General features: G+C 66.3%; 22 protein-coding genes. 15 read left to right on the top strand and 7 right to left on the bottom strand.

Annotated elements, in window-relative coordinates:
* Window positions 1–219: 219 nt before the first annotated feature.
* The 4 genes from LMJ30_RS03155 (at window position 220) to LMJ30_RS03140 (ending at window position 5,945) form a co-directional block, all read left to right on the top strand.
* Complete coding sequence (locus tag LMJ30_RS03155) at window positions 220–2,517, top strand: tetratricopeptide repeat protein (protein ID WP_229430884.1); 2,298 nt, start codon at window positions 220–222, stop codon at window positions 2,515–2,517.
* Window positions 2,514–3,689: a DegT/DnrJ/EryC1/StrS family aminotransferase gene (locus tag LMJ30_RS03150; protein ID WP_229430883.1), complete on the top strand. Its 1,176-nt coding sequence runs from the start codon at window positions 2,514–2,516 to the stop codon at window positions 3,687–3,689. The genes LMJ30_RS03155 and LMJ30_RS03150 overlap by 4 nt, the downstream gene beginning before the upstream one ends.
* Window positions 3,690–3,862: 173 nt before the next feature.
* Window positions 3,863–5,008: a flagellin N-terminal helical domain-containing protein gene (locus LMJ30_RS21915; RefSeq protein WP_229430882.1), complete on the top strand. Its 1,146-nt coding sequence runs from the start codon at window positions 3,863–3,865 to the stop codon at window positions 5,006–5,008.
* A gap of 91 nt (window positions 5,009–5,099) precedes the next feature.
* Complete coding sequence (locus tag LMJ30_RS03140) at window positions 5,100–5,945, top strand: hypothetical protein (RefSeq protein WP_229430881.1); 846 nt, start codon at window positions 5,100–5,102, stop codon at window positions 5,943–5,945.
* Here LMJ30_RS03140 and LMJ30_RS03135 read toward each other — a convergent pair.
* The 7 genes from LMJ30_RS03135 to LMJ30_RS03105 are packed head-to-tail and all read right to left on the bottom strand — an operon-like array spanning window position 5,942 to window position 12,227.
* Window positions 5,942–8,029: a flagellar biosynthesis protein FlhA gene (locus LMJ30_RS03135; protein WP_229430880.1), complete on the bottom strand. Its 2,088-nt coding sequence runs from the start codon at window positions 8,027–8,029 to the stop codon at window positions 5,942–5,944. The two genes, LMJ30_RS03140 and LMJ30_RS03135, sit on opposite strands and share 4 nt — an antisense overlap.
* On the bottom strand, window positions 8,026–9,165 hold the full coding sequence (locus LMJ30_RS03130; protein ID WP_229430879.1) for an EscU/YscU/HrcU family type III secretion system export apparatus switch protein: 1,140 nt from the start codon (window positions 9,163–9,165) through the stop codon (window positions 8,026–8,028). Before LMJ30_RS03130 ends, LMJ30_RS03135 begins: the two co-directional genes overlap by 4 nt.
* Window positions 9,158–9,934, bottom strand: a complete 777-nt coding sequence (fliR, locus tag LMJ30_RS03125) for a flagellar biosynthetic protein FliR (protein ID WP_229430878.1) — start codon at window positions 9,932–9,934, stop codon at window positions 9,158–9,160. The genes LMJ30_RS03130 and fliR overlap by 8 nt, the downstream gene beginning before the upstream one ends.
* A gap of 6 nt (window positions 9,935–9,940) precedes the next feature.
* Entirely contained in the window at window positions 9,941–10,210 is a 270-nt protein-coding gene (gene fliQ, locus LMJ30_RS03120) for a flagellar biosynthesis protein FliQ (protein ID WP_229430877.1), read from the bottom strand.
* 18 nt (window positions 10,211–10,228) lie between these two features.
* On the bottom strand, window positions 10,229–10,981 hold the full coding sequence (gene fliP / locus LMJ30_RS03115; protein WP_229430876.1) for a flagellar type III secretion system pore protein FliP: 753 nt from the start codon (window positions 10,979–10,981) through the stop codon (window positions 10,229–10,231).
* The gene (locus tag LMJ30_RS03110) at window positions 10,978–11,358 is read right to left on the bottom strand and encodes a FliM/FliN family flagellar motor switch protein (protein ID WP_229430875.1); all 381 of its coding nucleotides are present in this window, start codon (window positions 11,356–11,358) and stop codon (window positions 10,978–10,980) included. The genes fliP and LMJ30_RS03110 overlap by 4 nt, the downstream gene beginning before the upstream one ends.
* Window positions 11,358–12,227, bottom strand: a complete 870-nt coding sequence (locus LMJ30_RS03105) for a hypothetical protein (RefSeq protein ID WP_229430874.1) — start codon at window positions 12,225–12,227, stop codon at window positions 11,358–11,360. Before LMJ30_RS03105 ends, LMJ30_RS03110 begins: the two co-directional genes overlap by 1 nt.
* 425 nt (window positions 12,228–12,652) lie before the next feature.
* Here LMJ30_RS03105 and fliE point away from each other — a divergent pair, with 425 nt between their 5' ends.
* From fliE to LMJ30_RS03050, 11 genes are read left to right on the top strand one after another with little or no spacing between them, the layout of a single operon-like run.
* Window positions 12,653–13,015: a flagellar hook-basal body complex protein FliE gene (gene fliE / locus LMJ30_RS03100; protein ID WP_229430873.1), complete on the top strand. Its 363-nt coding sequence runs from the start codon at window positions 12,653–12,655 to the stop codon at window positions 13,013–13,015.
* Between the two features lie 13 nt (window positions 13,016–13,028).
* Window positions 13,029–14,711, top strand: a complete 1,683-nt coding sequence (gene fliF, locus LMJ30_RS03095) for a flagellar basal-body MS-ring/collar protein FliF (RefSeq protein WP_371872966.1) — start codon at window positions 13,029–13,031, stop codon at window positions 14,709–14,711.
* The gene (locus LMJ30_RS03090; RefSeq protein ID WP_229430872.1) at window positions 14,692–15,723 is read left to right on the top strand and encodes a flagellar motor switch protein FliG; all 1,032 of its coding nucleotides are present in this window, start codon (window positions 14,692–14,694) and stop codon (window positions 15,721–15,723) included. The genes fliF and LMJ30_RS03090 overlap by 20 nt, the downstream gene beginning before the upstream one ends.
* Window positions 15,720–16,406 carry a flagellar assembly protein FliH gene (gene fliH / locus LMJ30_RS03085; protein WP_229430871.1) on the top strand — a complete coding sequence of 229 codons (687 nt, stop codon included), beginning with the start codon at window positions 15,720–15,722 and terminating at the stop codon, window positions 16,404–16,406. The genes LMJ30_RS03090 and fliH overlap by 4 nt, the downstream gene beginning before the upstream one ends.
* Window positions 16,403–17,719, top strand: coding sequence for a flagellar protein export ATPase FliI (gene fliI, locus LMJ30_RS03080; RefSeq protein WP_229430870.1), 1,317 nt, complete (start codon window positions 16,403–16,405; stop codon window positions 17,717–17,719). Before fliH ends, fliI begins: the two co-directional genes overlap by 4 nt.
* Complete coding sequence (locus tag LMJ30_RS03075; RefSeq protein ID WP_229430869.1) at window positions 17,716–18,153, top strand: flagellar FliJ family protein; 438 nt, start codon at window positions 17,716–17,718, stop codon at window positions 18,151–18,153. The genes fliI and LMJ30_RS03075 overlap by 4 nt, the downstream gene beginning before the upstream one ends.
* 21 nt (window positions 18,154–18,174) lie before the next feature.
* The gene (gene fliD / locus LMJ30_RS03070; protein WP_229430868.1) at window positions 18,175–19,557 is read left to right on the top strand and encodes a flagellar filament capping protein FliD; all 1,383 of its coding nucleotides are present in this window, start codon (window positions 18,175–18,177) and stop codon (window positions 19,555–19,557) included.
* Window positions 19,558–19,568: 11 nt separating this feature from the next.
* Window positions 19,569–19,958 carry a flagellar export chaperone FliS gene (gene fliS, locus LMJ30_RS03065; RefSeq protein ID WP_229430867.1) on the top strand — a complete coding sequence of 130 codons (390 nt, stop codon included), beginning with the start codon at window positions 19,569–19,571 and terminating at the stop codon, window positions 19,956–19,958.
* Window positions 19,951–20,268: a hypothetical protein gene (locus LMJ30_RS03060; RefSeq protein ID WP_229430866.1), complete on the top strand. Its 318-nt coding sequence runs from the start codon at window positions 19,951–19,953 to the stop codon at window positions 20,266–20,268. The genes fliS and LMJ30_RS03060 overlap by 8 nt, the downstream gene beginning before the upstream one ends.
* The gene (locus LMJ30_RS03055; protein WP_229430865.1) at window positions 20,265–21,374 is read left to right on the top strand and encodes a flagellar hook-length control protein FliK; all 1,110 of its coding nucleotides are present in this window, start codon (window positions 20,265–20,267) and stop codon (window positions 21,372–21,374) included. Before LMJ30_RS03060 ends, LMJ30_RS03055 begins: the two co-directional genes overlap by 4 nt.
* A 17-nt stretch (window positions 21,375–21,391) precedes the next feature.
* Complete coding sequence (locus tag LMJ30_RS03050; protein WP_229430864.1) at window positions 21,392–21,850, top strand: flagellar basal body-associated FliL family protein; 459 nt, start codon at window positions 21,392–21,394, stop codon at window positions 21,848–21,850.
* Window positions 21,851–21,854: the final 4 nt, after the last annotated feature.

Raw genomic sequence — 21,854 nt, 5'->3', positions numbered from 1 at the left:
GCTGGTCATGCTATCCAGTCGAAAGAGCTGCGTCAAGGTAACTGCCACGCGCGGCGACGCTCACGAATGACACAGCTTGGCATTTCTACAAAGAAATTTATCCCGCGTCCGCTATAGGGACGCGGTACAATTCCTTACGCAAATTCCCCAGCAGAAATCCATGAGCGCCATACCATTTTCCGCAGTGTCGCAACCGGGCCAATCGACCGGGGGCGCGTTGTGAACGGCCAGGCGAAGCGCCCTGCGGCGCCTGGCGCCGTCCTGGAACAGCGCCGCCTCGCGGTGCGCAAAAATCCGGGCAGTGCCAAAGCGCACGCCGACCTGGGCGTGGCGTTGCAGAGTACCGGCCAGCTGGAACTGGCCGTTGCCAGCCAGCGCCGCGCGCTCGAGCTCGATCCCGGCCTGGTCTGGCTGCATGCGATCCTGGCGCCCGCGCTGAAGGCGCTGGGCCAGCACGAGGGCGCAGCGGACAGCTACCGCAAGGCCATTGCGCTGCAACCCGACAATGCGACACTGCACTATGGACTGGGCGAGGCCTTGCGCGCGCTCGGCCAGTACCAGAACGCCGCCGACAGCTACCGCCGCGCGCTGGCGCTGCGCCCGGAGGATGCCGATTCGCATAATGGCCTGGGCGCGGCCCTGCATGGGCTTGGCGAGTTCGACAGCGCGGGCGACAGCTTCCGCCGCGCGATGGAGCTTGCCCCGGACCAGATCGACGTTCGCCTCAATCTCGGCAGTACCGCGCTTCGCCTCGGCCACTTCGACGCCGCGGCCGCCGCTTACAACGCTGTGCTGCAATTGCGTCCCGACCATTACGATGCCCATTTCAACCTCGGCCTCACCTACGATGGAATGGGGCAATACGACGCCGCCGTGGCAAGCTACCAGCAGGCACTGCGCGTCCGGCCGGGCGACGTGAATGCCCAGCGCAGTATTTCGGCCACCCTGTCCCGCATGGGCAAGGTCGATGAGGCGCTGGCGATGCGCCAGGCGGTGCTCGACACCGCTCCCGACAATGGCCTGTTCCACTTCGACGTGGGCCAGTCGCAGCACGCCCTGGGCCAGCTCGGCCCTGCCATGGACAGCGTGAAACGCGCGCTCGCACTGCGTCCGGACGATGCCTCGGTCCACACCTGCATGGCCTTCCTCCACATGGAAGCTGGCGAACGCGACCTTTCCCTGGAAAGCTACCGCCGCGCGCTGCAACTGGACCCCTGTCCTGCCGCATACAGCAACATGCTGTTCGCACTGAGCCACTGCACCAACGATCCGGACGAACTGTTCTCCGAACACCTGCGTTTCGCCGAACTGTTCGAAGTGCCGCAGCGGCCGCGGCGCACCCCGCATCCGAACGTGCCGGACCCCGGACGGCGCCTGAACGTTGGCTTCGTGTCGGCCGACCTGCACAACCACGCGGTGGTCACCTTCCTCGAACCGATTGTGGAACTGCTCACGCACAGCACGGAACTGACCCTGCATGCCTACAGCAATGGCGCCATCGACGACCACGTCTCGCAACGGCTGCGCGGGTACTTCCCCCACTGGCGCCGCATCAATTCGCTCGACGACAACGCCGTCGAGCGCCTGATCCGGGCCGACGGCATCGACATACTGATCGACGTGTCCGGCCACTCGGGCGGCAACCGGCTGCCGCTGTTCGCGCGCAAGCCAGCGCCGGTCCAGGCCTGCTGGATGGGCTATGCGGGCACCACCGGCCTCGAAGCGATGGACTATTACATCAGCGATGGCTTCCACCTTCCGGAAGGCCGTTACGACGACCAGTTCACTGAAAAAATCGCCCGCATCCCGCTCGGCGCGCCCTTCATGCCGGAGCCGAATGCCCCCGACATCAGCCCGCTGCCTGCGCTCGGTAACGGCTACCTGACCTTCGGCACCTTCAACCGCGCCAACAAACTCAGCCCAGAGGTGATTGCCTTATGGGCGAAACTGCTGCACGCCATACCGGACGCCAAACTGGTGTTGGGCGGCCTGCATGCGGGCGCCGACAAGGCGGTGATCGGCTGGTTCGTCAACGAGGGCATCGATCCCGCGCGCCTGATCGTGCAACCGCGCGGCACCGTCGGCGAATACCTCGCCGCACACGACCGCATCGACATCTGCCTGTCCGCCTTCCCATATTCAGGCACCACCACGGTCTGCCACGCGCTGTGGATGGGCGTGCCAACCTTGACCAACACGGGTCCGACCAATCCGAGCCACGCCGCCGTCTGCTCCATGGCCCACCTCGGCCTGAGCTCCTTCGTCGCCGACGACGACGAGCATTTCGTCAGGCTGGGCGTGTTCCTGTCCCAGAACCTCGACGAGCTGGCCAGCCTGCGCGCCAGCATGCGCGAGCGCTTCACCAACTCGGTGGTGGGCCACCCGATCGTCGCCGCGACCGGCCTGGAACGCGCCCTGCGCCTGATGTGGGAGCGCTGGTGCGCCGGCCTGCCGCCGGAAGCCTTCCGGGTCCGGCTGTCCGACCTGATGACGTCCGAACCGGAGCCTGAAGCATGAAAAACATCCGCACCGCCGCCGACCTGGCGGTCAACGGCGCCACCCCTGCCTTCGAGCAAATGCTGCACGTAGGCCGTCCCAACATGGGCGACCGCGAAGCGTTCATGCAATACGCGGCCGACATCTTCGACCGCCGCTGGCTCAGCAACAACGGCCCGCTGGTGCAGGAGTTCGAAGCCGAAGTGGCGCAGCACCTGGGCGTCAAGCACTGCGTCGCGATGTGCAACGGCACCATTGCGCTGGAGATCGCGATCCGCGCGCTCGGGCTCGAGGGCGAAGTCATCGTTCCCTCGTATACCTTTGTCGCCACCGCCCATGCCCTGCAGTGGCAGTCGATCACGCCGGTGTTCGCCGACGTCGACCCGGCCACACACGCCCTGTCGCCGGCCGCGGTGCGGCGCATGATCACGCCGCGCACCAGCGGCATCATCGGCGTGCACCTGTGGGGCCGTGGCGCCCCGGTGGCCGAACTGCAGGACATCGCCGACGAGCATGGCCTGAAACTGATGTTCGACGCCGCCCATGCGTTCTCGTGCACCTACCAGGGCCGCATGATCGGCAGCTTTGGCGCCTGCGAAGTGCTGAGCTTCCACGCCACCAAGTTTTTCAATACCTTCGAGGGTGGCGCCGTGGTCACCAACGACGACACTCTGGCCGAGGCGATGCGCCTGATGCGCAACTTCGGCTTCGTCGACCTCGACAAGGTGATCCATCCCGGCACCAACGGCAAGATGATCGAGATTGCCGCAGCCATGGGCCTGGTCAACCTGCGCTCGCTGGACGCGGTGATCGCCGCCAACCGGCGCAACTACCTGGCCTACCGCGAGGCGCTGAGCGACGTCAAAGGGGTGCGCCTGCTCGCCTACGACGAGACCGAACGCAACAACTATCAATACGTGGTGCTGGAAGTGGACGACGCCTGCGCCGTCGGGCGCGACGCCCTGGTGGCCGCGCTGCGTGCCGAGAACGTCATGGCGCGGCGCTACTTCTGGCCCGGCTGCCACAACCTGGAGCCCTACCGCAGCCTGTTCCCGCACGCCGGGCTGGTGCTGCCGGCTACCGACGCGGTGGCGCGCAGCGTGATCGTGCTGCCGACCGGCCAGACCATGGATGCGGACATGATCGCCACGGTCGCCCAGATCATCCGCACCGCCATCAACGCCCCCGCCTGAGCTGTTTTGATAGCGGCCTGCAAACATTCCCAGGCCGTTCTCATCTTTTTTCACTTATTTTCAAAAAATTTCCACACGGCATTTAATGAACCTGGCGAGATGGTCGCTTTGTGCTTGGGAGAGCAGGAAAATCCGATGCTCCGAACTGCAAACACCTAACCTGGAGTAACAACATGCTGAGCCTTCATACTAATAGCGCCGCCCTGTCAGCCCAAAGCTCGATCAGCCGCACCCAGAGCAGCCTGTCGACCTCGATGACCCGCCTGAGTACCGGTTTCCGCATCAACTCGGCAATGGACGACGCTGCCGGCCTGCAGATCGCAACCCGCCTGAAAGCACAGACCAGTGGTATGGCCATGGCCATGCGCAACACCCAGAACGCTATCTCGATGATGCAGACCGCCGAAGGCGCGCTCGGCGAGACCAGCAACATCCTGATCCGCATGAAGGACCTGGCAACCCAGTCCGCTGACGCATCGTCGACCGACTCCGACAAGACCGCAATGCAGTCGGAATACGACGCACTGGCTTCCGAGCTGAGCAACATCATCGGCAACACCTCCTTCGGTGGCGCCAAGCTGCTGACCAAGGCTGCCGACGCAACCGCCAAGTCGGTCGCCGCTACCGCCAGCACCGCTGACGCTGCTGCATCGACCAGCGCTGCCGCTACCGCCGTGTCGTCGACCGCTGACTACAACACCGCTGCCGCCACCTTCACCTCGACGCCTAGCCAGGCCAACGCTGACGCGATGGAAGCTGCCCGCATCACGATGGAAACCGACCAGGCTGCCGCTGACGCCGCTGCTGCTAAAGCGACCGCATCGGCTGCTTACAACACCGCTGCCCAGGCATCGACCACCAGCGGCAAGTTCGCTGCTTCGATGGACTTCCAGATCGGCGCATCGACCTCGGAAAAGATGGGCCTGGACCTGTCGGCTAACCTGACCACCCTGCACAGCGAACTGCGCGCCACCAGCGTCAACTACAACTCGTTCGGCGCAGCGATGGGCCTGAAGGGTACCGAACTGACCGCAGCTGGCTCGGCTTCGGCTACCATCGACAAGCTGTCGGCAGCGATCGACTCGATCGGCGGCGTCCGCTCGGCACTGGGTGCTGCTGCAAACCGCCTGGAACACGTCGCCACCAACCTGTCTAACGTTTCGAGCAACACCGAAGCTGCTGCTGGCCGCATCATGGACGTCGACTTCGCGACCGAAAGCTCGACCATGACCTCGAACCAGATGCTGCTGCAAGCCGGCACCGCGATGCTCAAGCAGAGCAACAGCATGTCGTCGATGGTGATGTCCCTGCTGCAGTAATCGCCGCAAACTCCCCCCGCCCCAGGGCGGGTCAAGAGCCAGCCGGCAACCCCGGCTGGCTTTTTTTATGTCCCTCTTTTGGCGGCTGACCATGGCAACCATCCAACTTGCAGCGCTGCTTCCCGTCCCGGTAACCCCACTTGCACCCAGCGTGCAGCATGGCCCGGCCGCCCTCCCGGTGCTGCCGGCGGCAGTGCCGCTGGTGGCCGCCGCCGACGCCGCGCCCGCCGCCGGCCAGCCGCTTGCACTGCCCGCGAACCCGGGCGCCGCGATGGCCGAGGCGGCATCGATGCGGCCCGACCAGCTGTTCATGGCGCGCCAGATGGCCTGGCCCGCGCTCGATGGCGCCACCCTGGCCCACGCCTGGCGCGGGATGGCCGCCACCTATGGCTTGCAGCTGGCCGCCCAGCAACAACAGGCAAATGGCCAGCACCTGCCCGGCAACCTCTTGATGGCAGGGCAGTTCCCGCCGGCACAGCCCGGCCAGCCACCCGCCCTGCAATGGCACCCCGACGCCTGGCGCTTCGTCACGCCAGGGCCGGCGCGTCCGATGACCCTGCGCGTACTCGACGGCGGCACAGACCAGCCGCCCGGACGGCGCCGGCGCGGCAAGGCGGCCTTGCGGGTGGAACTGACTTTACCGGATGGAATGCGCGCCAGCGTGCAGCTCGAAGCGCTGCCGGACGGCGTGATGATGGAACTTGCTGCGCCCTACACCAGCTCGCTCGAACTGCTGCGCGCGGCGCTCCCGGCCCTGCGCGAAGCGATCGCGCGCGCCGGCCTGACCCTGGTGCGCACTACCCTGCGCCACGCGCTGGCGCCGGCGCGCCCCTTGCAGGACGCCCGCATGGCGGCGGCCCTGCCCGATCCGCTGTTCCGCGCAATGGCCGACGTCGCCCTGCTGCTGGCGATGCCGGCGGCGCCAGAGGCGCCTTAACCGACTGTGCCGATGATCGACACTTCGCGGTTTTCGGGAATTTCGTTATACGACAGCACGTGCAGGCCAGGGGCGAACAGGCGCGCGTAACGCGCCAGCAATGGCCGCACCTGCGGCAGTACCAGCAATAACGGCGGCGTCTGCTGCTGCTTCATCTGCTCGCGCGCCACCGGCATGTTCAGCTGCAGTTGCGACAGCAGTTGCGGGTCGATCGGGAAGTTATCCAGCGCGATCTTGCCGCCCTGGCGCGCCTGGTTCAGCGAACCGAGCAGCATGTTCTCCAGCTCGCCCGACAGGTTAAACGCGGGCATTTCCTTCTTCTTGCCAAACAGCGCAGTGACGATCTGGCGCCGCAGCGCGCAGCGCACTTCGGCCGCCAGCAGGATCGGATCCTTGGTCGTTTCGGAGCTGTCGAGCAAGGTGGTGGCGATCACCACGATGTCCTTCAGCGAGACGTTCTCCGCCAGCAGCACGCGGAACACGCGCAGCAGCTGGGTGTGGGTCAATGCCTTGTCGAGCGCCGCCGACAGTTTCGGCGACAGCGCGGTCAGGCGCTCCATCATGGCCGGCACGTCCTCGTGGCGGAACAGGTCCGGCAGGTAGTCGCGCACGACCTTTGAAACGTGGGTGGCGATCGCGCTCGGCGCCTCGACCACCTGGTAGCCCAGACCCAGCGCATTGGCTTTCTGGTCCGGCGCGATCCAGGTCACAGCCATGCCATAAGCCGGTTCGACGCCCGGAATACCGTCCAGCTGGCCATACACATTGGGCGAAGGAATCGCCATCAGGTGGTCGGGCACGACTTCTGCCTCGGCCACCACGGTGCCGGACAGGACGATGGTGTACTGGTTCGGGCGCAGCGCCAGGTCGTCGCGCACCTGGATCGCGGGCAGCAGCAGGCCCATCGCTTCCGACAGGCTCTGGCGCACGCCCTTGATGCGCTTGGCCAAAGGCTCGCCCTGGGCAGGGTCGACCAGGCCGACCAGCTTGTAGCCGACCGCGACCGACAGTGGCTGCACCGCCGGCAGCTGCTGCCAGTCGAGTTCGGCCGGACGCTCGTCGCGCAAGGCCGCTTCGATCGCGGCGACGCGGGAGTGGTCGGGCGCCTTGACCCGGGTATGGAGGCGGTAGCCGACATAGCCGAGCACGCCGGCAAACAGCATGAACATCAGCCACGGCATGCCCGGGATCAGGGCCAGGATGACCATCATGCCGGCCGCCGAGAACAGCACTTGCGGCGAAGCCAGCAGCTGGCCGCCGACCTGCTGCTCGAAGTCGCCGGAGTCGCTGATGCGGGTCACCAGGATCGCAGCCGCGGCCGACAGCAGCAGCGCCGGGATCTGGGCCACCAGGCCGTCACCGATGGTCAGCAGCGCGTAGACGCGGAACGAATCGCCGAACGACAGGTCGTGGATCAGCGAACCGATCGCCACGCCGCCCACCATGTTGATAATCAAAATCAGGATACTGGCGACCGCATCGCCGCGTACGAACTTGGAGGCGCCGTCCATGGCGCCGTAGAAGTCGGCTTCGGCGGCCACGTCGCGGCGGCGGACCTGGGCTTTTTCCTGGTTGATCAGGCCGGCGTTGAGGTCGGCGTCGATCGCCATCTGCTTGCCCGGCAGCGCGTCCAGCGTGAATCGGGCGGACACTTCCGAAATACGTTCGGCGCCTTTGGTGACCACGGCGAAGTTAATGATCATCAAAATGATGAACACCACCAGGCCAACGACGAAATTGCCGCCGATGACCACGTTACCGAATGCTTCAATCACCTGGCCGGCGGCATGGGTGCCTTCGTGGCCGTGCAGCAGCACCACCCGGGTCGAGGCCACGTTCAAGGTCAGCCTCAGCATCGTGGTGCCGAGGATCACGCTCGGGAACACCGAGAAGTCGAGCGGCCGCTTGGCCGATACGCTGACCAGGATGACGATCAGGGCCAGCACGATGTTGAAGGTAAACAGCACGTCGAGCAGCACCGGCGGCAGCGGCAGGATGATCATCGCCATGATCACCATCAGGAACACCGGGGTGGCGTACTTGTGGCGCTTTAACTCGGCAAGCATGGTGTTCAGAAAACTCATGACGCGGGAACCTCACTCAGGTTTGGTGGTACTACCACCTCATTGGGGAAACGTGGCGGCGCGGTGCGCCGGCCGGAACGGAAAGCATTCAACTGTAATACGTAATTCAGTACTTGCGACACCGCCTGGTAGAGCTGGGCCGGAATCTGCTGCTGCACCTGGCTGGTGTTGTAGATCGCGCGCGCCAGCGGCGGCAGTTCGAGCGTCTCGACGCCGTGTTTCCTGGCGACCTCGCGGATGAACAGCGCCATCTCGTCGAGGCCCTTGGCCACCACGAACGGCGCCTCGGCGCGGCCGGCGTCGTACTTCAGCGCCACCGCGTAGTGCTGCGGGTTGACGATCACCACATCGGCGGTGGGTACCGTCTTGTTCACGCTGCGCCGCGCCATCTGCTGCTGCAGCTGGCGGATGCGCTGCTTGACCTCGGGACGGCCTTCGGTGCTCTTGTGCTCTTCCCTGATGTCCTGCTTGCTCATGCGCTGGCCCTTGGCGAACAGGAATGCCTGCACCGGCACGTCGATCACGGCGAACAGCAGGAACACCATGCACATCGCCATCAGGGCATCGAACATCAGGCCGGCGCCGTGCACCATCGCATCGGGCAGGTTCATCTTTTGTAGCTCGACATAGGCGCGCATGCCCGACTCGCTGACGTTCCACAGCACAAAGCCAAGCGCGACCGCCTTGCCGATCGAGGTCGCCACGCTGATCCAGTGCTTGGAGGTCATCAGGTTGCCCAGGTTTTTGGCCGGCGACAAGCGCTCCATCTTCGGCATCCAGTGCTTGGTGGTGATCACCCACCCGCCCGGGATCAGGGCGCCGACCCCGACCGCGAACGGCACAAGCGCCAGCGGCAACAGCATCTGCACCAGCAGCATGAGCGAGCTGGTAAACACGGTCGACATCGTGTTCTCCATCGCGCCGTCGGCGCCCAGCGGCACGAACACCAGCGCGAACAGCGCGCGGAACGATTCCAGGTAGCTCGGCAGCATCATGGTAAACAGCTTCAGGCTGGCCAGGATGCCGATCGCGGTGGCCAGGTCGCGCGAGCGGACTACCTGGCCCTCGTCGCGCGCCTTCTTCAGCTTCTGGTGTGAAGCCTTTTCGCTTTTATCGCCGGTGCTGTTCTCAGCCACGGGCCGCTCCCATCTGCTGGCGCAGCATTTCCAGCACCTGGTTGGTCATCGCAATGTAGTGCTCAGGCAAAAAGCGCACGACCTGGATCAGCATCAAGAGGCCGAACAAGGTGGTCAGCGAAAAGCCCAGCGAGAACAGGTTCAGGGCCGGGGCCACCCGGTTCAGGAAGCCGAACCCGATCTGCACCACCAGGGTCGAAAACACGATCGGCAGCGCCAGCAGCATGGCCGCCGAGAAAATCCAGGCCGCGTTGAACGCGACCGCCTGCAGCAGCAGCGGGCCATAGCCCTGCCCCACCGGCCAGGCCTTGAAGCTCGCGCCCATCACCCCGGCCAGCACCAGGTGGCCGTCGATGGCGAAGAAAATCAGGATCGTCAGCATCGACAGCAGCAGCGACACCACGTCCGACGACGCGCCATTGACCGGGTCGTTCATCTGCGCCATCGCGAAGCCGATCTGCGAGGACACCAGGTAGCCGACCATGGAAATGACCGACATCGAGAAATGCAGCGCCAGCCCGATCACCCCGCCGATAATCGCCTGCTCGACCGTGGCGACGACGCCCAGCAGCGAAAACGGGTCGATCTCGGCGTTGCCGGCCGTGACCGGCAGCAGCAGGAAGGCCAGCACCAGCGACAGCAGCACCCGCACCGGCAGCGGCACCAGGGTGTCGCCGACGATCGGCGCGGAAGACAACAGCGCCAGGTTGCGCACGAACGGCCACCACAGCGCGTTCAGCAAGGGCAGCAGGTAGCCGGCCAGTTCCATCCGCGGCTAGCCGACCAGCACGGCCGCGCGCCGGAACACCGACACGCAATAGTCCATCAGGTAGCCGGTCATCCAGTTGCCGGCCAAAATCACTGCCAGCAAGGTGACCAGCAGGCGCGGCAGGAAGCTCAGGGTCTGCTCGTTGATCTGGGTGGCGGCCTGGAACAGCGCCACGATCAGGCCCATGACGAGGCCTGGCACCACCAGCACCAGCACCAGCAGCATCACCACCTGCAAGGCGCCGGTGACCAGTTCGACTGCGATTTCGGGCGTCATGTCATGTCCTCGCCGGCGTCAGTAGGCGCGTATGGAGCCGACCAGCGTGCTGACAGTCAGGGTCCAGCCGTCGACCAGCACGAACAGCAGCAGCTTGAACGGCAGCGAAATGACCAGCGGCGACAGCATCATCATGCCCATCGCCATCAGCACCGACGACACCACCAGGTCGATGATCAGGAAGGGGATGAACAGCATGGCGCCGATCTGGAACGCGGTTTTCAGTTCCGACAGCACGAAGGCGGCCAGCTTGACGGTAAACGCGCGCTGCTGCGGCGCCAGCGCGGCCGATTCGCCCGCCAGCTGCGCCACCTGGGCCAGCGCGGCCTTGCTGGTCTGGGCCAGCATGAAGTTCGATACCGGCACCTCGGCAATTTTCAGGGCCTCCTGCATGCCGATCTGGTCCTTGTCGTAAGGCAGGAAGGCGTCGCGCCAGACGGCGTCGCCGACCGGGCGCATCACCAGCAGCGTGAGGATCAGCGCGACCCCGGTGATGACCCGGTTCGGCAAGCCCTGCTGCAGGCCTAGGGCCTGGCGCAACAGCGACAGCACGATCACGAAGCGGGTAAAGCTGGTCATCATCATGACCATGATGGGCAGCAGGCCCAGCAAGGTCATCAGGACCAGGATCTGCGACTTGACGGTCAGGTCGGTCTTCGAGCCGGGGATCACGCCGGCCAGCAGGTCCTGGGCCGAGGCAGGGGCGCACAGGGCAAGCGCCAGCACGGCGGCCAGCGCCAGCGCCGGCCTGCCGCCGAAGCGGATGGTCATGAGGCGATCAGGTCGAGGTTGAGGCCGTCGAGATCGATCACCTTCAGGCCGTACTGTTCGCCGGCCACCACGACTTCGGCGCGCCCGATCGGTGTGCCGTTGACCTTGATCACCAGCGGCTCGCCCGCCAGCGCGTCCAGCGCGATCACGGACGACGGGCCGATCGACATCAGTTCCTGCAGCGAGATGCGGGCCGAGCCCACTTCCAGGGTCAGGGTGACCGGGATCTTGCGCATCATCTGCGGCAGGTCGCGCGCGCGGCGCGGGGCGCTCGAGCGGGTCTGTTCAGTACCGGCCACGGCCGGTTCCTCGATGATCATGTCCTCGAGTTCCCCGTCCAGCTCCTGTCCCGGCAGTTCGTTCTGGTTGATGTTCATTAGTCGGTATCTTCAAAAGAGGTTAAACAGAGCGTGCCATTGTGCTCGGAGACGGCGGCGGTAAACAGCGGCGATTCGTCGAGCAGCACCTGCGCGCGGCCGAGGCTGACAGGGATGATATCCCCGAGTTTCATGGCAAACAGGGTCTCGAGGGTAATTTCCTTGCTAACCAGGCGGCCGTCCAGGCGCACCTGCAGGGTCGCGCCGAGCGGGGCCCCGGCGCCGCGGGTGGCGCGTTCGCGCAGCCGCTCCGGCACCAGTCCCTGCAGCACGGCCGCCATCATTGCCTGGTCGAGGCTGATCCAGTAGCTGAGCGGCGCGCCGCTATGGATGTCGCGCAGGGTCACGCCGACGGTCCAGCTGCCCGGCGCCGGTGCCACTGCCGGGCGCGGCTGGATCGGCGCCGCGGCGCCGGGCGCGGCGGCGCCCTTCCCCGCACGCGCCAGGTTGGCCGCCACCCGCTGGTTGAGCACGCCGCACACCTGTTGCCCCAAAACAACAGCCAGGCGCTCTTCGGTGGCGGTGACTTTGACCGTTGCCGGGTCCGGCGGCGCGTCCGGCGCCTGGCCGCGGCGCCCATACCGGTAGTTGAGAATCGACAGCAAGCCGGCGCGCCCGATCGAAAACGCCATCGACCCGGCATTGCCGGCAAAACCGAGCCAGCGGCCGCACTGGGCAGATTCGGGGGTGCGCACGAAGTCGGCCGCGACCAGTTCGAAAGCCTCCCAGTAGCGGCGTGCGCCGGCCACCCGCATGGCGGCGGCCAGGTCGTCGGCCAGTTGGGCGGCAAACTGCGGCAACAAATGGACCGGGCGGCCTAGCAGGCAGGGGTCGAGCACTTGAAGCTGCTGTGCGGCGGTGGAGGACATTACTGTGGGCATCGATTATGGGTTTCCGAACGTGGCAAAGTGGGCAACTCTTTGTTTTATTGGAGAAAACAGTATAGCAGAGCCTATTTCATGGCGTGAATAAAATTTCCCCTTGGCACTACAATTTCCATGCGGTAAGATCGGGGCGCAGGGACGAATGTGACATCGCTCGCGCACCATGACACTTTGCTACGAAACATGGCATCCGTGGAAACAAAGATATGGGAATCAATAGATTAAGTTGAAACCTGTTGGATTTTACCTACTCAGCAGCAACTATTTTCCCTAAAAAAACTATTTTTGATGTGAATCGCATGGCGCTTGCCTCAGACTTGCGTTTTGCCCGCCGAGGCCGCTTATTGGGGCGTTAAGCTAGCGATAACTGATTGATTATTAACAGAATTACCATAGCAGGGGTAGCGACCATGGAAGTTGGAAAAACGACAGCGAACGATCTTGGCAGCCTGATCAAGGCTGATCTGGCAGCGCTTGCCAACGATGCGGGCAACCTCGCCAACAGCGCCGTGATGGCGGCCGCGCCGGTGTCGGGCCAGGCCCTGCCGGCCGGCTTCTCGTTTACCCAGAGCATGAAAGACGCGCTGGCCGGCGTGAATGCCGAAGACAGCGCCGCCGCCGCCCGCATGGCCGATGTCGACAGCGGCAAGAGCGACGACCTGGTCGGCGCGATGCTGGCCAGCCAGCAAGCCAGCCTGTCCTTCTCGATGCTCATGCAGGTGCGCAACAAGGTCATGGGCGCCGTCGACGATCTGCTCAAGCTGCCGATCTGACCAGGAAAACAACGTGATCAACACCCTCAAATCCACCTTCGCCGGCAAGGGCATGGGCTCGCTGCCCGCCATGCCAGCGGTGCTGCGCAACAACCTGGCGCCAATGATCGTGCTGGCAATCGGCATCACCGCCGCCGTCATGATGTACATCTGGAGCGACCAGGCCAGCTACAAGCCGGTGTTCGGCGCGCGCGAAAAAGTCGCCGCCAGCGACATGATGACGGTGCTCGACGCCGAACAGATTCCCTACCGCCTGCATCCCGACAGCGGCCAGCTCTTGGTGCCGGACGCGATGCTGGGCAAGGTGCGCATGCTGCTGGCCTCGAAAGGCGTCACCGCCCAGCTGCCGGCCGGCCTCGAACTGATGGACAAGAACGACCCGCTGGGCGTGTCGCAGTTCGTGCAGGACGTGCGCTTCCGCCGCGGCCTCGAAGGCGAACTGGCGCAAAGCATCCTGTCGCTCGACGCCATCGCCTCGGCCCGGGTGCACCTGTCGATCGCCCGCTCGACCTCCTTCATCGCGTCCGACGGCGAAAAGTCGTCGGCGTCGGTGGTGGTGGCAGTCAAGCCGGGCCGCACCCTGTCGAACGAACAGATCGCCGCCATCATCAACATGGTGTCGGGCAGCGTCTCGACCCTGGCGCCCGAGCGGGTCAGCCTGGTCGACCAGTCCGGCAACTACCTGTCCTCGCGCATCGACCTGTCCGAAGGCTTCGACGGCGCCAGCCAGGGCGACGCCAATGCCAAGCGCATCACCGACGCCGTGCGCGCCAACGTCAACGAACTGCTCGGCCCGGTCCTGGGCGCGGCCAACTTCAAGCTCAGCGTCACTGCCGACATCGACAACGACAAGGTCGAGGAAACCTCGGAAAAGTACGGCGAAGCCCCGAAGGTCACCAGCGAAGCGATGCGCGAAGAGATGGAAAAGAACCGCGTGGCGCTGGGCATTCCCGGCAGCCTGTCGAACCGTCCGCCGCAGGCCGAACCTGCCGCCGGCGAAGAAGCCAAGCCGGCCGACGACGGCAGCGCGCGCAAGAACGCCACCACCCGCCAGTACGCCTACGACCGCAACATCACCCAGATCAAGCGCAGCCGCGGCCGCCTCAAGAAGCTCAGCGTCGCCGTCGTGCTGAACAACAGCTCGGCGCCGGGCAAGGCTGGCTGGACCGCCGCCGAACTGGCCTCGTTCGACACTATCCTGCGCTCGGGCCTGGGCATCGACGCCGCCCGCGGCGACGTGCTGGCCGTGTCCGCGCTGGCCTTCCCGAAGCCGGCCGCGCCGGTGCAGTGGTGGGAAGAGCGCGACAACATCGTCGACATCAGCAGCTGGGTGATCTGGCTGGTCGGCGCGATCCTCGCCTACTTCCTGCTGGCCCGCCCGCTGCTGCGCCTGCTGACGAACCGCCTGGCCACGCCGAAAACGGCGCCTGACACGGCCGCGCTGGCCGCCCCTGGCACGGCCGCCGCACTGGCCGCCCCGGCGGTTGCCGACGGCGCCGCCGAAGGCCATGCCGCGCCGGCCCTGCCGACCCCGATGCCGGTGGTGCCGCTGCTGGAAAATTATGACCTGCCGCCATCTGGCTCGGCAGTCGATGTGATGGTGGACCACCTCAAGGTCCTGGCCGGCAAGGAGCCGGAACGGGTCGCCGAAGTCGTCAAACAATGGATGCAGAAAAATGGCCGAACTGGACAATAACTACGACGAGGACGACGGCGCGCAATCGCTGTCGCCGGTTGAACAGGCTGCAATCGTCCTGCTGAGCATCGGCGAAGAGCCGGCGGCGGCGGTGCTGCGCTGCCTCGACCGCGAAGAGCTGATCGAAGTGACCCAGGTGATGTCGCGCATGAGCGGCATCAAGGTCGACTCGGTGCGCGAAGCGATGCAGAACTTCTTCGACGACTACCGCCAGCAAAGCGGCGTGCACGGCGCCTCGCGCAGCTACCTCAAGCGCTCGCTCGACCTGGCGCTGGGCAGCGATATCGCCAACAGCGTCCTGAACAACATCTACGGCGACGCGATCCGCCCGATGATGGCGCGCCTGCAGTGGGCCTCGCCGAAGTGGCTGGCCGACTACGTCGCCAACGAACACGTGCAGATGCAGGCGGTGTTCCTGGCCTTCCTGCCGCCGGCGCTGGCCGGCCAGATCCTCGAAGCGCTGCCGGTCGAAGGCCGCGAGCTGGTGCTGCTGAACCTGGCCCGCCTCGACGAAATCGACCGCGACCTGCTGGCCGAACTGGAAGAGCTGGTGAGCCGCTGCCTGTCCGCCCTCGACACCCAGAGCGCCAGCGTCGAAGGCGTGCGCCAGGTCGCCGAAATCCTCAACCGCCTGCCGGGCAACCGCGCCGGCATGGTGGAACTGCTGCGCGCCCACGATCCGGAAGTGGTCTCGGAAATCGAGATGAGCATGTACGACTTCTTCATCCTGTCGCGCCAGAGCGAGCAGACCATCATCCGCATCCTCGACGACGTGCCGCTCGACCAGTGGGCGATCGCGCTCAAGGGCGCCGAGCCGGCGGTGCGCGACGCCATCCTGACCTCGATGCCGCGCCGCCAGGCCCAGAGCTTCGAGGACCTGATGCGCCGCTCCGGCCCTGTGCCGATGAGCCGCATCGAGCAGACCCGCAAGGACATCATGGCCACCGTCAAGGCGCTGGCCGATGCGGGCGACATCGAGATCCAGCTGTTCGCCGAGGCAGTCGTCGAATGAAGCACTTCCGTCCCTACCACTTCCCGCCACTGTCGCACCGCGCGCCCGGCGCCCTGCCGCCGTCGCCGGACGCGGCCGGCCAATGGCAGGACGCCGTCAACGATGGCTTCAAGCAGGGACAGCAGGACGGCTTCGACGCCGGCTACGACGCCGGCCGTGAACAAGGCCTCGCCGCCGGCCACGCCGAAGGCCTGGCCCAGGGCCTGGCCGAAGGCCGCCGCCAGGCGCAGCTGGCCTACGAGCAGGCCGCCAAGCCGATCGACAACATGCTCAAGGCGCTCAAGAAGCTGCGCCTTGACTACCGCGCCGCCCAGACCACCGAAGTCGTCGAACTGGTCGGCAAGGTCGCGCGCCAGGTGATCCGCGCCGAACTGGCGCTGCAGCCGGTCCAGCTGCTCGCGCTGGTCGACGAGACCCTCGCCGCCATGCCGCCGACCCGCGAGCAGGTCGAGGTCTACCTGAACCCGGAAGAACTCAAGCGCATCACCGAACTCGATCCGAAGCGCGCCAAGAAGTGGAACCTGCTGGGCGACCCGGCGATGCAGCCCGGCGAATGCCGCGTGCGTGCGGGCGACCACGAAGTCGACGCCGGCTGCAACGGCCGCCTGGTCGCGGTGATGGAGCAAGTGACCACCCAGCTTGAAGCGGCCGCCGAACACGCGGCCGAGGAACTGGCTGCATGATGGCGCTCGCCGACACCCTGCGCGCACTGGAAATCGGCGAGGTGCCGGTTGCCACCCCGACCGGCCGCCTGGTCGGCGCATCGGGGCTGCTGCTCGAGAGCGTCGGCTGCCGCCTGCACACCGGCCAGCGCTGCCGCATCGAGACCGTGTCGGGCGAATGGCTCGACGCGCAGGTGGTCGGCTTCCGCGAAAAAGTCTCTTACCTGATGCCGTTCAAGCAGGCCGCCGGCCTGTCGACCGGCGCCCGCGTGCTGCCCGCGCCGACCGCCACCGCGCTGCAGATTGGCGACTCCTGGCTGGGCCGCATGGTCAATGGCCTGGGCGAGCCGATCGACGACCTCGGGCCCATGAAAGGCGAACACCGCCTCGAGCCGGCGCCGCCGCGCGTGAACCCGCTGCGCAAGCAGCCGGTCGCCGAGCCGCTCGACGTCGGCGTGCGCGCGATCAATTCCATGCTCACGATCGGCAAGGGCCAGCGCGTCGGCCTGATGGCCGGCAGTGGCGTCGGCAAAAGCGTGCTGCTTGGCCTGATCACGCGCCAGACCGTGGCCGACGTGGTCGTGGTCGGCCTGATCGGCGAACGTAACCGCGAGGTGCGCGAGTTCGTCGAAATGTCGCTGGGCGAAGACGGCCTGAAAAAAGCTGTGCTGGTCGTCGCCCCTGCCGACGATTCGCCGCTGATGCGCATCCGCGCCACCGAACTTTGCCACGCCGTGGCCGCGCACTACCGCGACCAGGGCAAGAACGTGCTGCTGCTGGTCGACTCGCTGACCCGCTACGCGATGGCGCTGCGCGAAGTCGCGCTGGCGCTGGGCGAGCCGCCCGCCACCCGTGGCTATCCGCCGTCGGTGTTCTCCGCCCTGCCGCAGCTGGTCGAAAGCGCCGGCAACGGCGAAAACCCGTCGGGCAGCATGAGCGCCATCTATACCGTGCTGGCCGAAGGCGACGACCAGCAGGACCCGGTGGTCGACACCGCCCGCGCGATCCTCGACGGCCACATCGTGCTCACGCGCGAGCTGGCCGAACGCGGCCACTACCCTGCCATCGACGTGGCCCAGTCGATCAGCCGCTGCATGGCGCAGGTGGTGCCGCAGACGCACGCGCTGGCCGCGCGCAAGCTGAAGGCATCGATGGCGCGCCATGCGCGCGTGCGCGACCTGATCCCGCTGGGCGCCTATGTGCCTGGCGCCGATCCGGTCACCGACCTGGCGGTGCGCCTGCAACCACACATCGAGACTTTCCTGTCGCAGGGCACCCGCGAAGCGGCGCCGCTGCCGGCCTGTATCGAACAACTTGAAGCGATGATGCAATGAGCTTGAAGAACACCATCAACAGCCTGGGTACCCTGGTGCACCTGCGCGGCATCGAAGTCGACCGCCTGCAGGCGGAGATGGCGGCGCAGCAGGCCACCAGCGCGCGCTACCGCGCCAACCTGGAGCGCCTCGACAGCCTGGCCGAAGGCAGCGGCCCGTCGGGCGCGCTGCCGCTGGCGCTGGCCCTGAACTGCGGCCAGTACAAGCAGGCGGTGATGCAGATGGCCGACACCCACCGCACCGACCTGAGCCTGCACGAAGCGAACATGGCGCTGTCGCAGCGCGCGCTGGCCTCGGCCTGGACCCGCCGCGAGCTGCTCGGCCAGGTGCTGGAACAGAAGCAGGATGCGGCCGGCCTCGCGCAGCAGCGCGTCGACCGCAAGCGCCAGGATGACCTCGCAACCCAGGCCTGGATGGCTGGCCGTACAAAATAACTGACAGGACGGGACAATACTATGGCAATCACCTCACCTACCTACGATCCGGCCACCACCGCTGCGGCGCTGGCGGAAAACTACGTAGCGGCGCGCCAGGGCATCCAGACCACGCAGCTCAACAAGGCCAACGCCTCGACCAAGGCGCTCAACGACCTGCGCGCGGCGATCTCGTCCTACCAGGCCAGCCTGTTCGCGCTGGCGACCACGCCATCGATGCTGGCGCAGTCGGCCACCTTCAGCGACGTCGCGCTGGGCAGCGCCACCGCGACCGCCGCCGCGACGCCCGGCAGCTACTCCTTCTTTGTTGAAAAGCTGGCCACCGCCAGCCAGGTCGCCTTCAGCGGCGTCTCCAGTTCGGCCAGCGCATCGGGCTCGCTGGTGGTCGAGATGAACGGCGCCCCTTCCTTCACCGTCGACCTGGACAGCGCCGACACCGACGGCATCGGCGGCATGAGCGTGCGCGAAATGGCGCTGGCGATCAACGCCGCGCCTGACAACAAGGGCAAGGTGTCCGCGTCGATCGTCACCATCGGCGGCGTGGCCGAACTGGTGCTGACCTCCCAGTCGACCGGCACGGCCAGCGCCATCAGCCTCGACGTCTCCGGCGTCACCGATGCGGCGCTGCAGGCGGCCCTCGACCCGTCCAAAAAGCGCACCCTGGTGAGCGGCCAGGACGCGGTGATCTGGCTCGGCGCCCAGGGCACCGGCAGCAAGATCGAGCAGGCCACCAACACCTTCACCAATATCGAAGGCGTGACCATGAAGTTCACCAAGGCGCAGGCCGTGGGCGAAACGCCGGTCACCGTGACGGTCGCTCCCGACAGCACCGCGACCACCGCCAATGTGCAGAAGTTCGTCACCGAGTACAACAAGCTCAAAGCGGTGATCGACGCGATGGTCGACCCGGGCGATCCGGCCGATGGCAAGAAGCCCGGCGTGTTTTCCGATGACGGCGGGGTGCGCGTGCTGCAGACCCGCCTGGTCAGCATCCTGCGCCAGGCCGGCACCAGCAGCCTGGCCGCCTACGGCATCACCGCCGCGCGCGACGGCTCCCTGGTGCTCGATTCCACCCGCCTGAACAAGCAGCTGGCCGCCGACCCGGACGGCCTCGATACGCTGATCGGCAAGGCCTCGAGCATCTCGCCGAGCGGCATCGCCGGCAACATGGACGCTTACCTGAAACAGTGGAGCAGCCAGGTCAACGGCCAGATCAAGCAGCGCCTGGAAGCCAACGACCGCCTGCAAGTGCAGCTCGGCGTGCGCCAGCAGGAGCTCGACCAGCAATACAACAGCGCCTACCAGCGCTACCTGAAGCAGTTCACCATGCTGCAGGGCCTGCAAAACCAGATGAACTCGAACAGCAGCATGCTCGACGCGCTGTTCGGCGAGAAGAAAGACTAAGAGAGAACCACATGTCCCATACCGAAGCCTACGGCGATTACCACGCGGTCAACCTGGACGCGCAGACTTCGCGCGCCTCCCCGGTCGAACTGGTGCTGCTGCTGACCGACGGCCTGCTCGACGAGCTGGCCCGCGCGCGTGCCCACATCGTGGCGCGCCGCTACGAACAGAAAGCGGCCAGCATCGACAAATGCATTGAAATCATCAACGGCCTGTCGAGCTCGCTCGACTTCGAACAGGGCGGCGAAGTGGTCGCCAACCTGGGCCGCCTGTACGAGTTCTGCGCCGCCCGCCTGCACAGCGCCGGCATCGCGCTCGACCCGGTGATGGTCGACGAAGTGGTCAAGATCCTCAACACCATCCGCCAGGGCTGGCTCGGCGTACAGGCGCGCAATGGATAGGCGCGCCACGCTCGACACGATGCGCGATGCGCTCGCCGCCGCCGCCGGCGCGCGCGACTGGGACCGCCTGTGCGGCGCTGTCGCCGACCTGGCGCCGCAGTTGCAGTCGCTGGCCGCCCACGGCCCGTGGACCGCGGCCGAGCTGCGCGCCGTGGACCGCCTGCGCGCCTCGCACGCGCTGGCCGCCACCGTGTGTGCGGAACAGCGCGAACAGCTGCTTGTGCGCATGACTGAACTGCAAGACAACAAGGCGGGCTGGATCGCCTACGCCCTCGAACACCAAACCGAACTCGACGAGAACCTGGCATGAGCATGATGATCAGTACCTCCACGCCAGCCGCCGTTCCCGCAGAACTGGCGCAGGCCGCGCAAGCCGCACCTGCCCCGGCAGTTCCTGGCGCCGCGCCGGTCACCGCTTTTGCCGACTGGATGGGCCTGGACCTGGCCGCCGCGCCGCAGGAAGCCGCCGCAGCCGCCGAAGGCCTGCCTGCCGAACTGCTGGCTGGCGCCGACACCGGTGCCGCCGATCCTGACGCCGGAACCGACGCTGCCACCAGCGACGGCGCCGCAGCGCAGGACCAGTCCCAGCAGCTGGCGGAAGAACTGCCTGCGCTGGCCGCCATGATGCCTGCGATGCCGATGCACATTCCGCTGGCGCCCGTGACTGCTACGCCGATAACCCTGCGCGGCGCCGCCTTCGCCGCAGCCCCTGCCCCTGCCCCTGCTCCTGCTGGCACCGCTGCTGCCGCCCTGCCCGCGGACGCCGCCCCGGCGGTGCTGCCATCGGCGATGCCTGCCGCAGCCGCACCGGCGTTTGCCGCGCCGGCCCAGGCCGCGCCCGCCGCACCTGCCGCGGTACCGGTAGCCGCGGCCGCCGACGCCCCTGCCGCCGCCGATGCGCCCGCGCCGGTAACTGCCAGCGGCGTTGCGCCTGCCCAGCCTGCGCCGGTCGCCAGCAGCGAACTGAAACTGGCCGCCGCGACCCCGGCCGCATGGCAGCAGCCGCTGCGCGAAGCGCTGGGCGACCGCCTGCAGCTTCAGCTGTCGCGCAACATCGACCAGGCCGTCATCCGCCTCGACCCGCCCAACCTCGGCCGCATCGAGATCGCGATCCGCCACATGGCCGGCTCGCTCGAAGTGAATATTTCGGCAACCCACAGCGAAGTGGTGCGCCAGTTGAACACTATCAGCGACACCATGCGCACCGACCTGGCCCAGCGCCAGTTCACCGAGGTGGCCGTCAACGTCACCACCGCCACGCGCAGTGGCGGCTCGGCGCAGCAGGCCTTCGACCAGCAGGGCCGCCAGCGCCAGCAGGAAGGCGCAGCCGATGAAGCCGATCCTGGCCGCGCACTTGCCGAAGCCGGCAACCCGAATTCCACCTTTTCGCTGAACGCCCGTGAGTCCTACGCATGAAAAAGAAACTTAGCTCAATGTTAGCCTTTGCCGGCGTCGCCCTCGCCAGTGCCGCCGTCGCCGGCGCCGCGATGTGGTGGTACGGCCCTGTGCCTGGCGCCAATCCCCTCGCCGCGGCCGAAGCCGAACAGCTGGTCGACGTGGACGAAAACAAGGAGCCGGCCCGCTACGTGACGCTCGACAAGGTCATTGTGATGTTGAAGCGCAACACCGGCGACACCCAGGCCCACTACATTTCGACCGACCTGGTGTTGTCAACCACAGAGGAAAACGAAAAGAAGGCCAAGGAACACCTGCCTATGCTGCGGACCGTCGCGGTGCGCGCCCTGTCAAGCTATGCCTTGAATGAAGCGTCGGCGATGACGGTAGAACAATTTGCCGAGCGCCTGAACAGTGCATTCGAAGCCACCTATGCCGCGGAGAAGACGGAAAAGCCGTTCTCCCAAGTCATGATTGGCAAACTGATCATCGAATAAGAGA

The organism is Massilia agrisoli (genome assembly GCF_020831365.1).
GTDB classification, from domain to species: Bacteria; Pseudomonadota; Gammaproteobacteria; order Burkholderiales; family Burkholderiaceae_D; genus Telluria_A; species Telluria_A agrisoli.
The sequence above is the reverse complement of the archived record's forward strand: the minus strand, read 5'-3'. Positions and strand labels throughout refer to the sequence as shown.

Coding starts and splice junctions, on each gene's coding strand:
- LMJ30_RS03090 (WP_229430872.1), top strand. CDS start 14,692: ATGGCCGAACTGGACAATAACTACGACGAGGACGACGGCGCGCAATCG.
- LMJ30_RS03055 (WP_229430865.1), top strand. CDS start 20,265: ATGAGCATGATGATCAGTACCTCCACGCCAGCCGCCGTTCCCGCAGAA.
- fliR (WP_229430878.1), bottom strand. CDS start 9,934: ATGGAACTGGCCGGCTACCTGCTGCCCTTGCTGAACGCGCTGTGGTGG.
- fliS (WP_229430867.1), top strand. CDS start 19,569: ATGTCCCATACCGAAGCCTACGGCGATTACCACGCGGTCAACCTGGAC.
- LMJ30_RS03050 (WP_229430864.1), top strand. CDS start 21,392: ATGTTAGCCTTTGCCGGCGTCGCCCTCGCCAGTGCCGCCGTCGCCGGC.
- fliE (WP_229430873.1), top strand. CDS start 12,653: ATGGAAGTTGGAAAAACGACAGCGAACGATCTTGGCAGCCTGATCAAG.
- LMJ30_RS03110 (WP_229430875.1), bottom strand. CDS start 11,358: ATGAACATCAACCAGAACGAACTGCCGGGACAGGAGCTGGACGGGGAA.
- LMJ30_RS03060 (WP_229430866.1), top strand. CDS start 19,951: ATGGATAGGCGCGCCACGCTCGACACGATGCGCGATGCGCTCGCCGCC.
- fliI (WP_229430870.1), top strand. CDS start 16,403: ATGATGGCGCTCGCCGACACCCTGCGCGCACTGGAAATCGGCGAGGTG.
- fliH (WP_229430871.1), top strand. CDS start 15,720: ATGAAGCACTTCCGTCCCTACCACTTCCCGCCACTGTCGCACCGCGCG.
- LMJ30_RS03075 (WP_229430869.1), top strand. CDS start 17,716: ATGAGCTTGAAGAACACCATCAACAGCCTGGGTACCCTGGTGCACCTG.
- LMJ30_RS03150 (WP_229430883.1), top strand. CDS start 2,514: ATGAAAAACATCCGCACCGCCGCCGACCTGGCGGTCAACGGCGCCACC.
- fliD (WP_229430868.1), top strand. CDS start 18,175: ATGGCAATCACCTCACCTACCTACGATCCGGCCACCACCGCTGCGGCG.
- LMJ30_RS03140 (WP_229430881.1), top strand. CDS start 5,100: ATGGCAACCATCCAACTTGCAGCGCTGCTTCCCGTCCCGGTAACCCCA.
- LMJ30_RS03105 (WP_229430874.1), bottom strand. CDS start 12,227: ATGTCCTCCACCGCCGCACAGCAGCTTCAAGTGCTCGACCCCTGCCTG.
- LMJ30_RS03135 (WP_229430880.1), bottom strand. CDS start 8,029: ATGAGTTTTCTGAACACCATGCTTGCCGAGTTAAAGCGCCACAAGTAC.
- fliQ (WP_229430877.1), bottom strand. CDS start 10,210: ATGACGCCCGAAATCGCAGTCGAACTGGTCACCGGCGCCTTGCAGGTG.
- LMJ30_RS21915 (WP_229430882.1), top strand. CDS start 3,863: ATGCTGAGCCTTCATACTAATAGCGCCGCCCTGTCAGCCCAAAGCTCG.
- fliP (WP_229430876.1), bottom strand. CDS start 10,981: ATGACCATCCGCTTCGGCGGCAGGCCGGCGCTGGCGCTGGCCGCCGTG.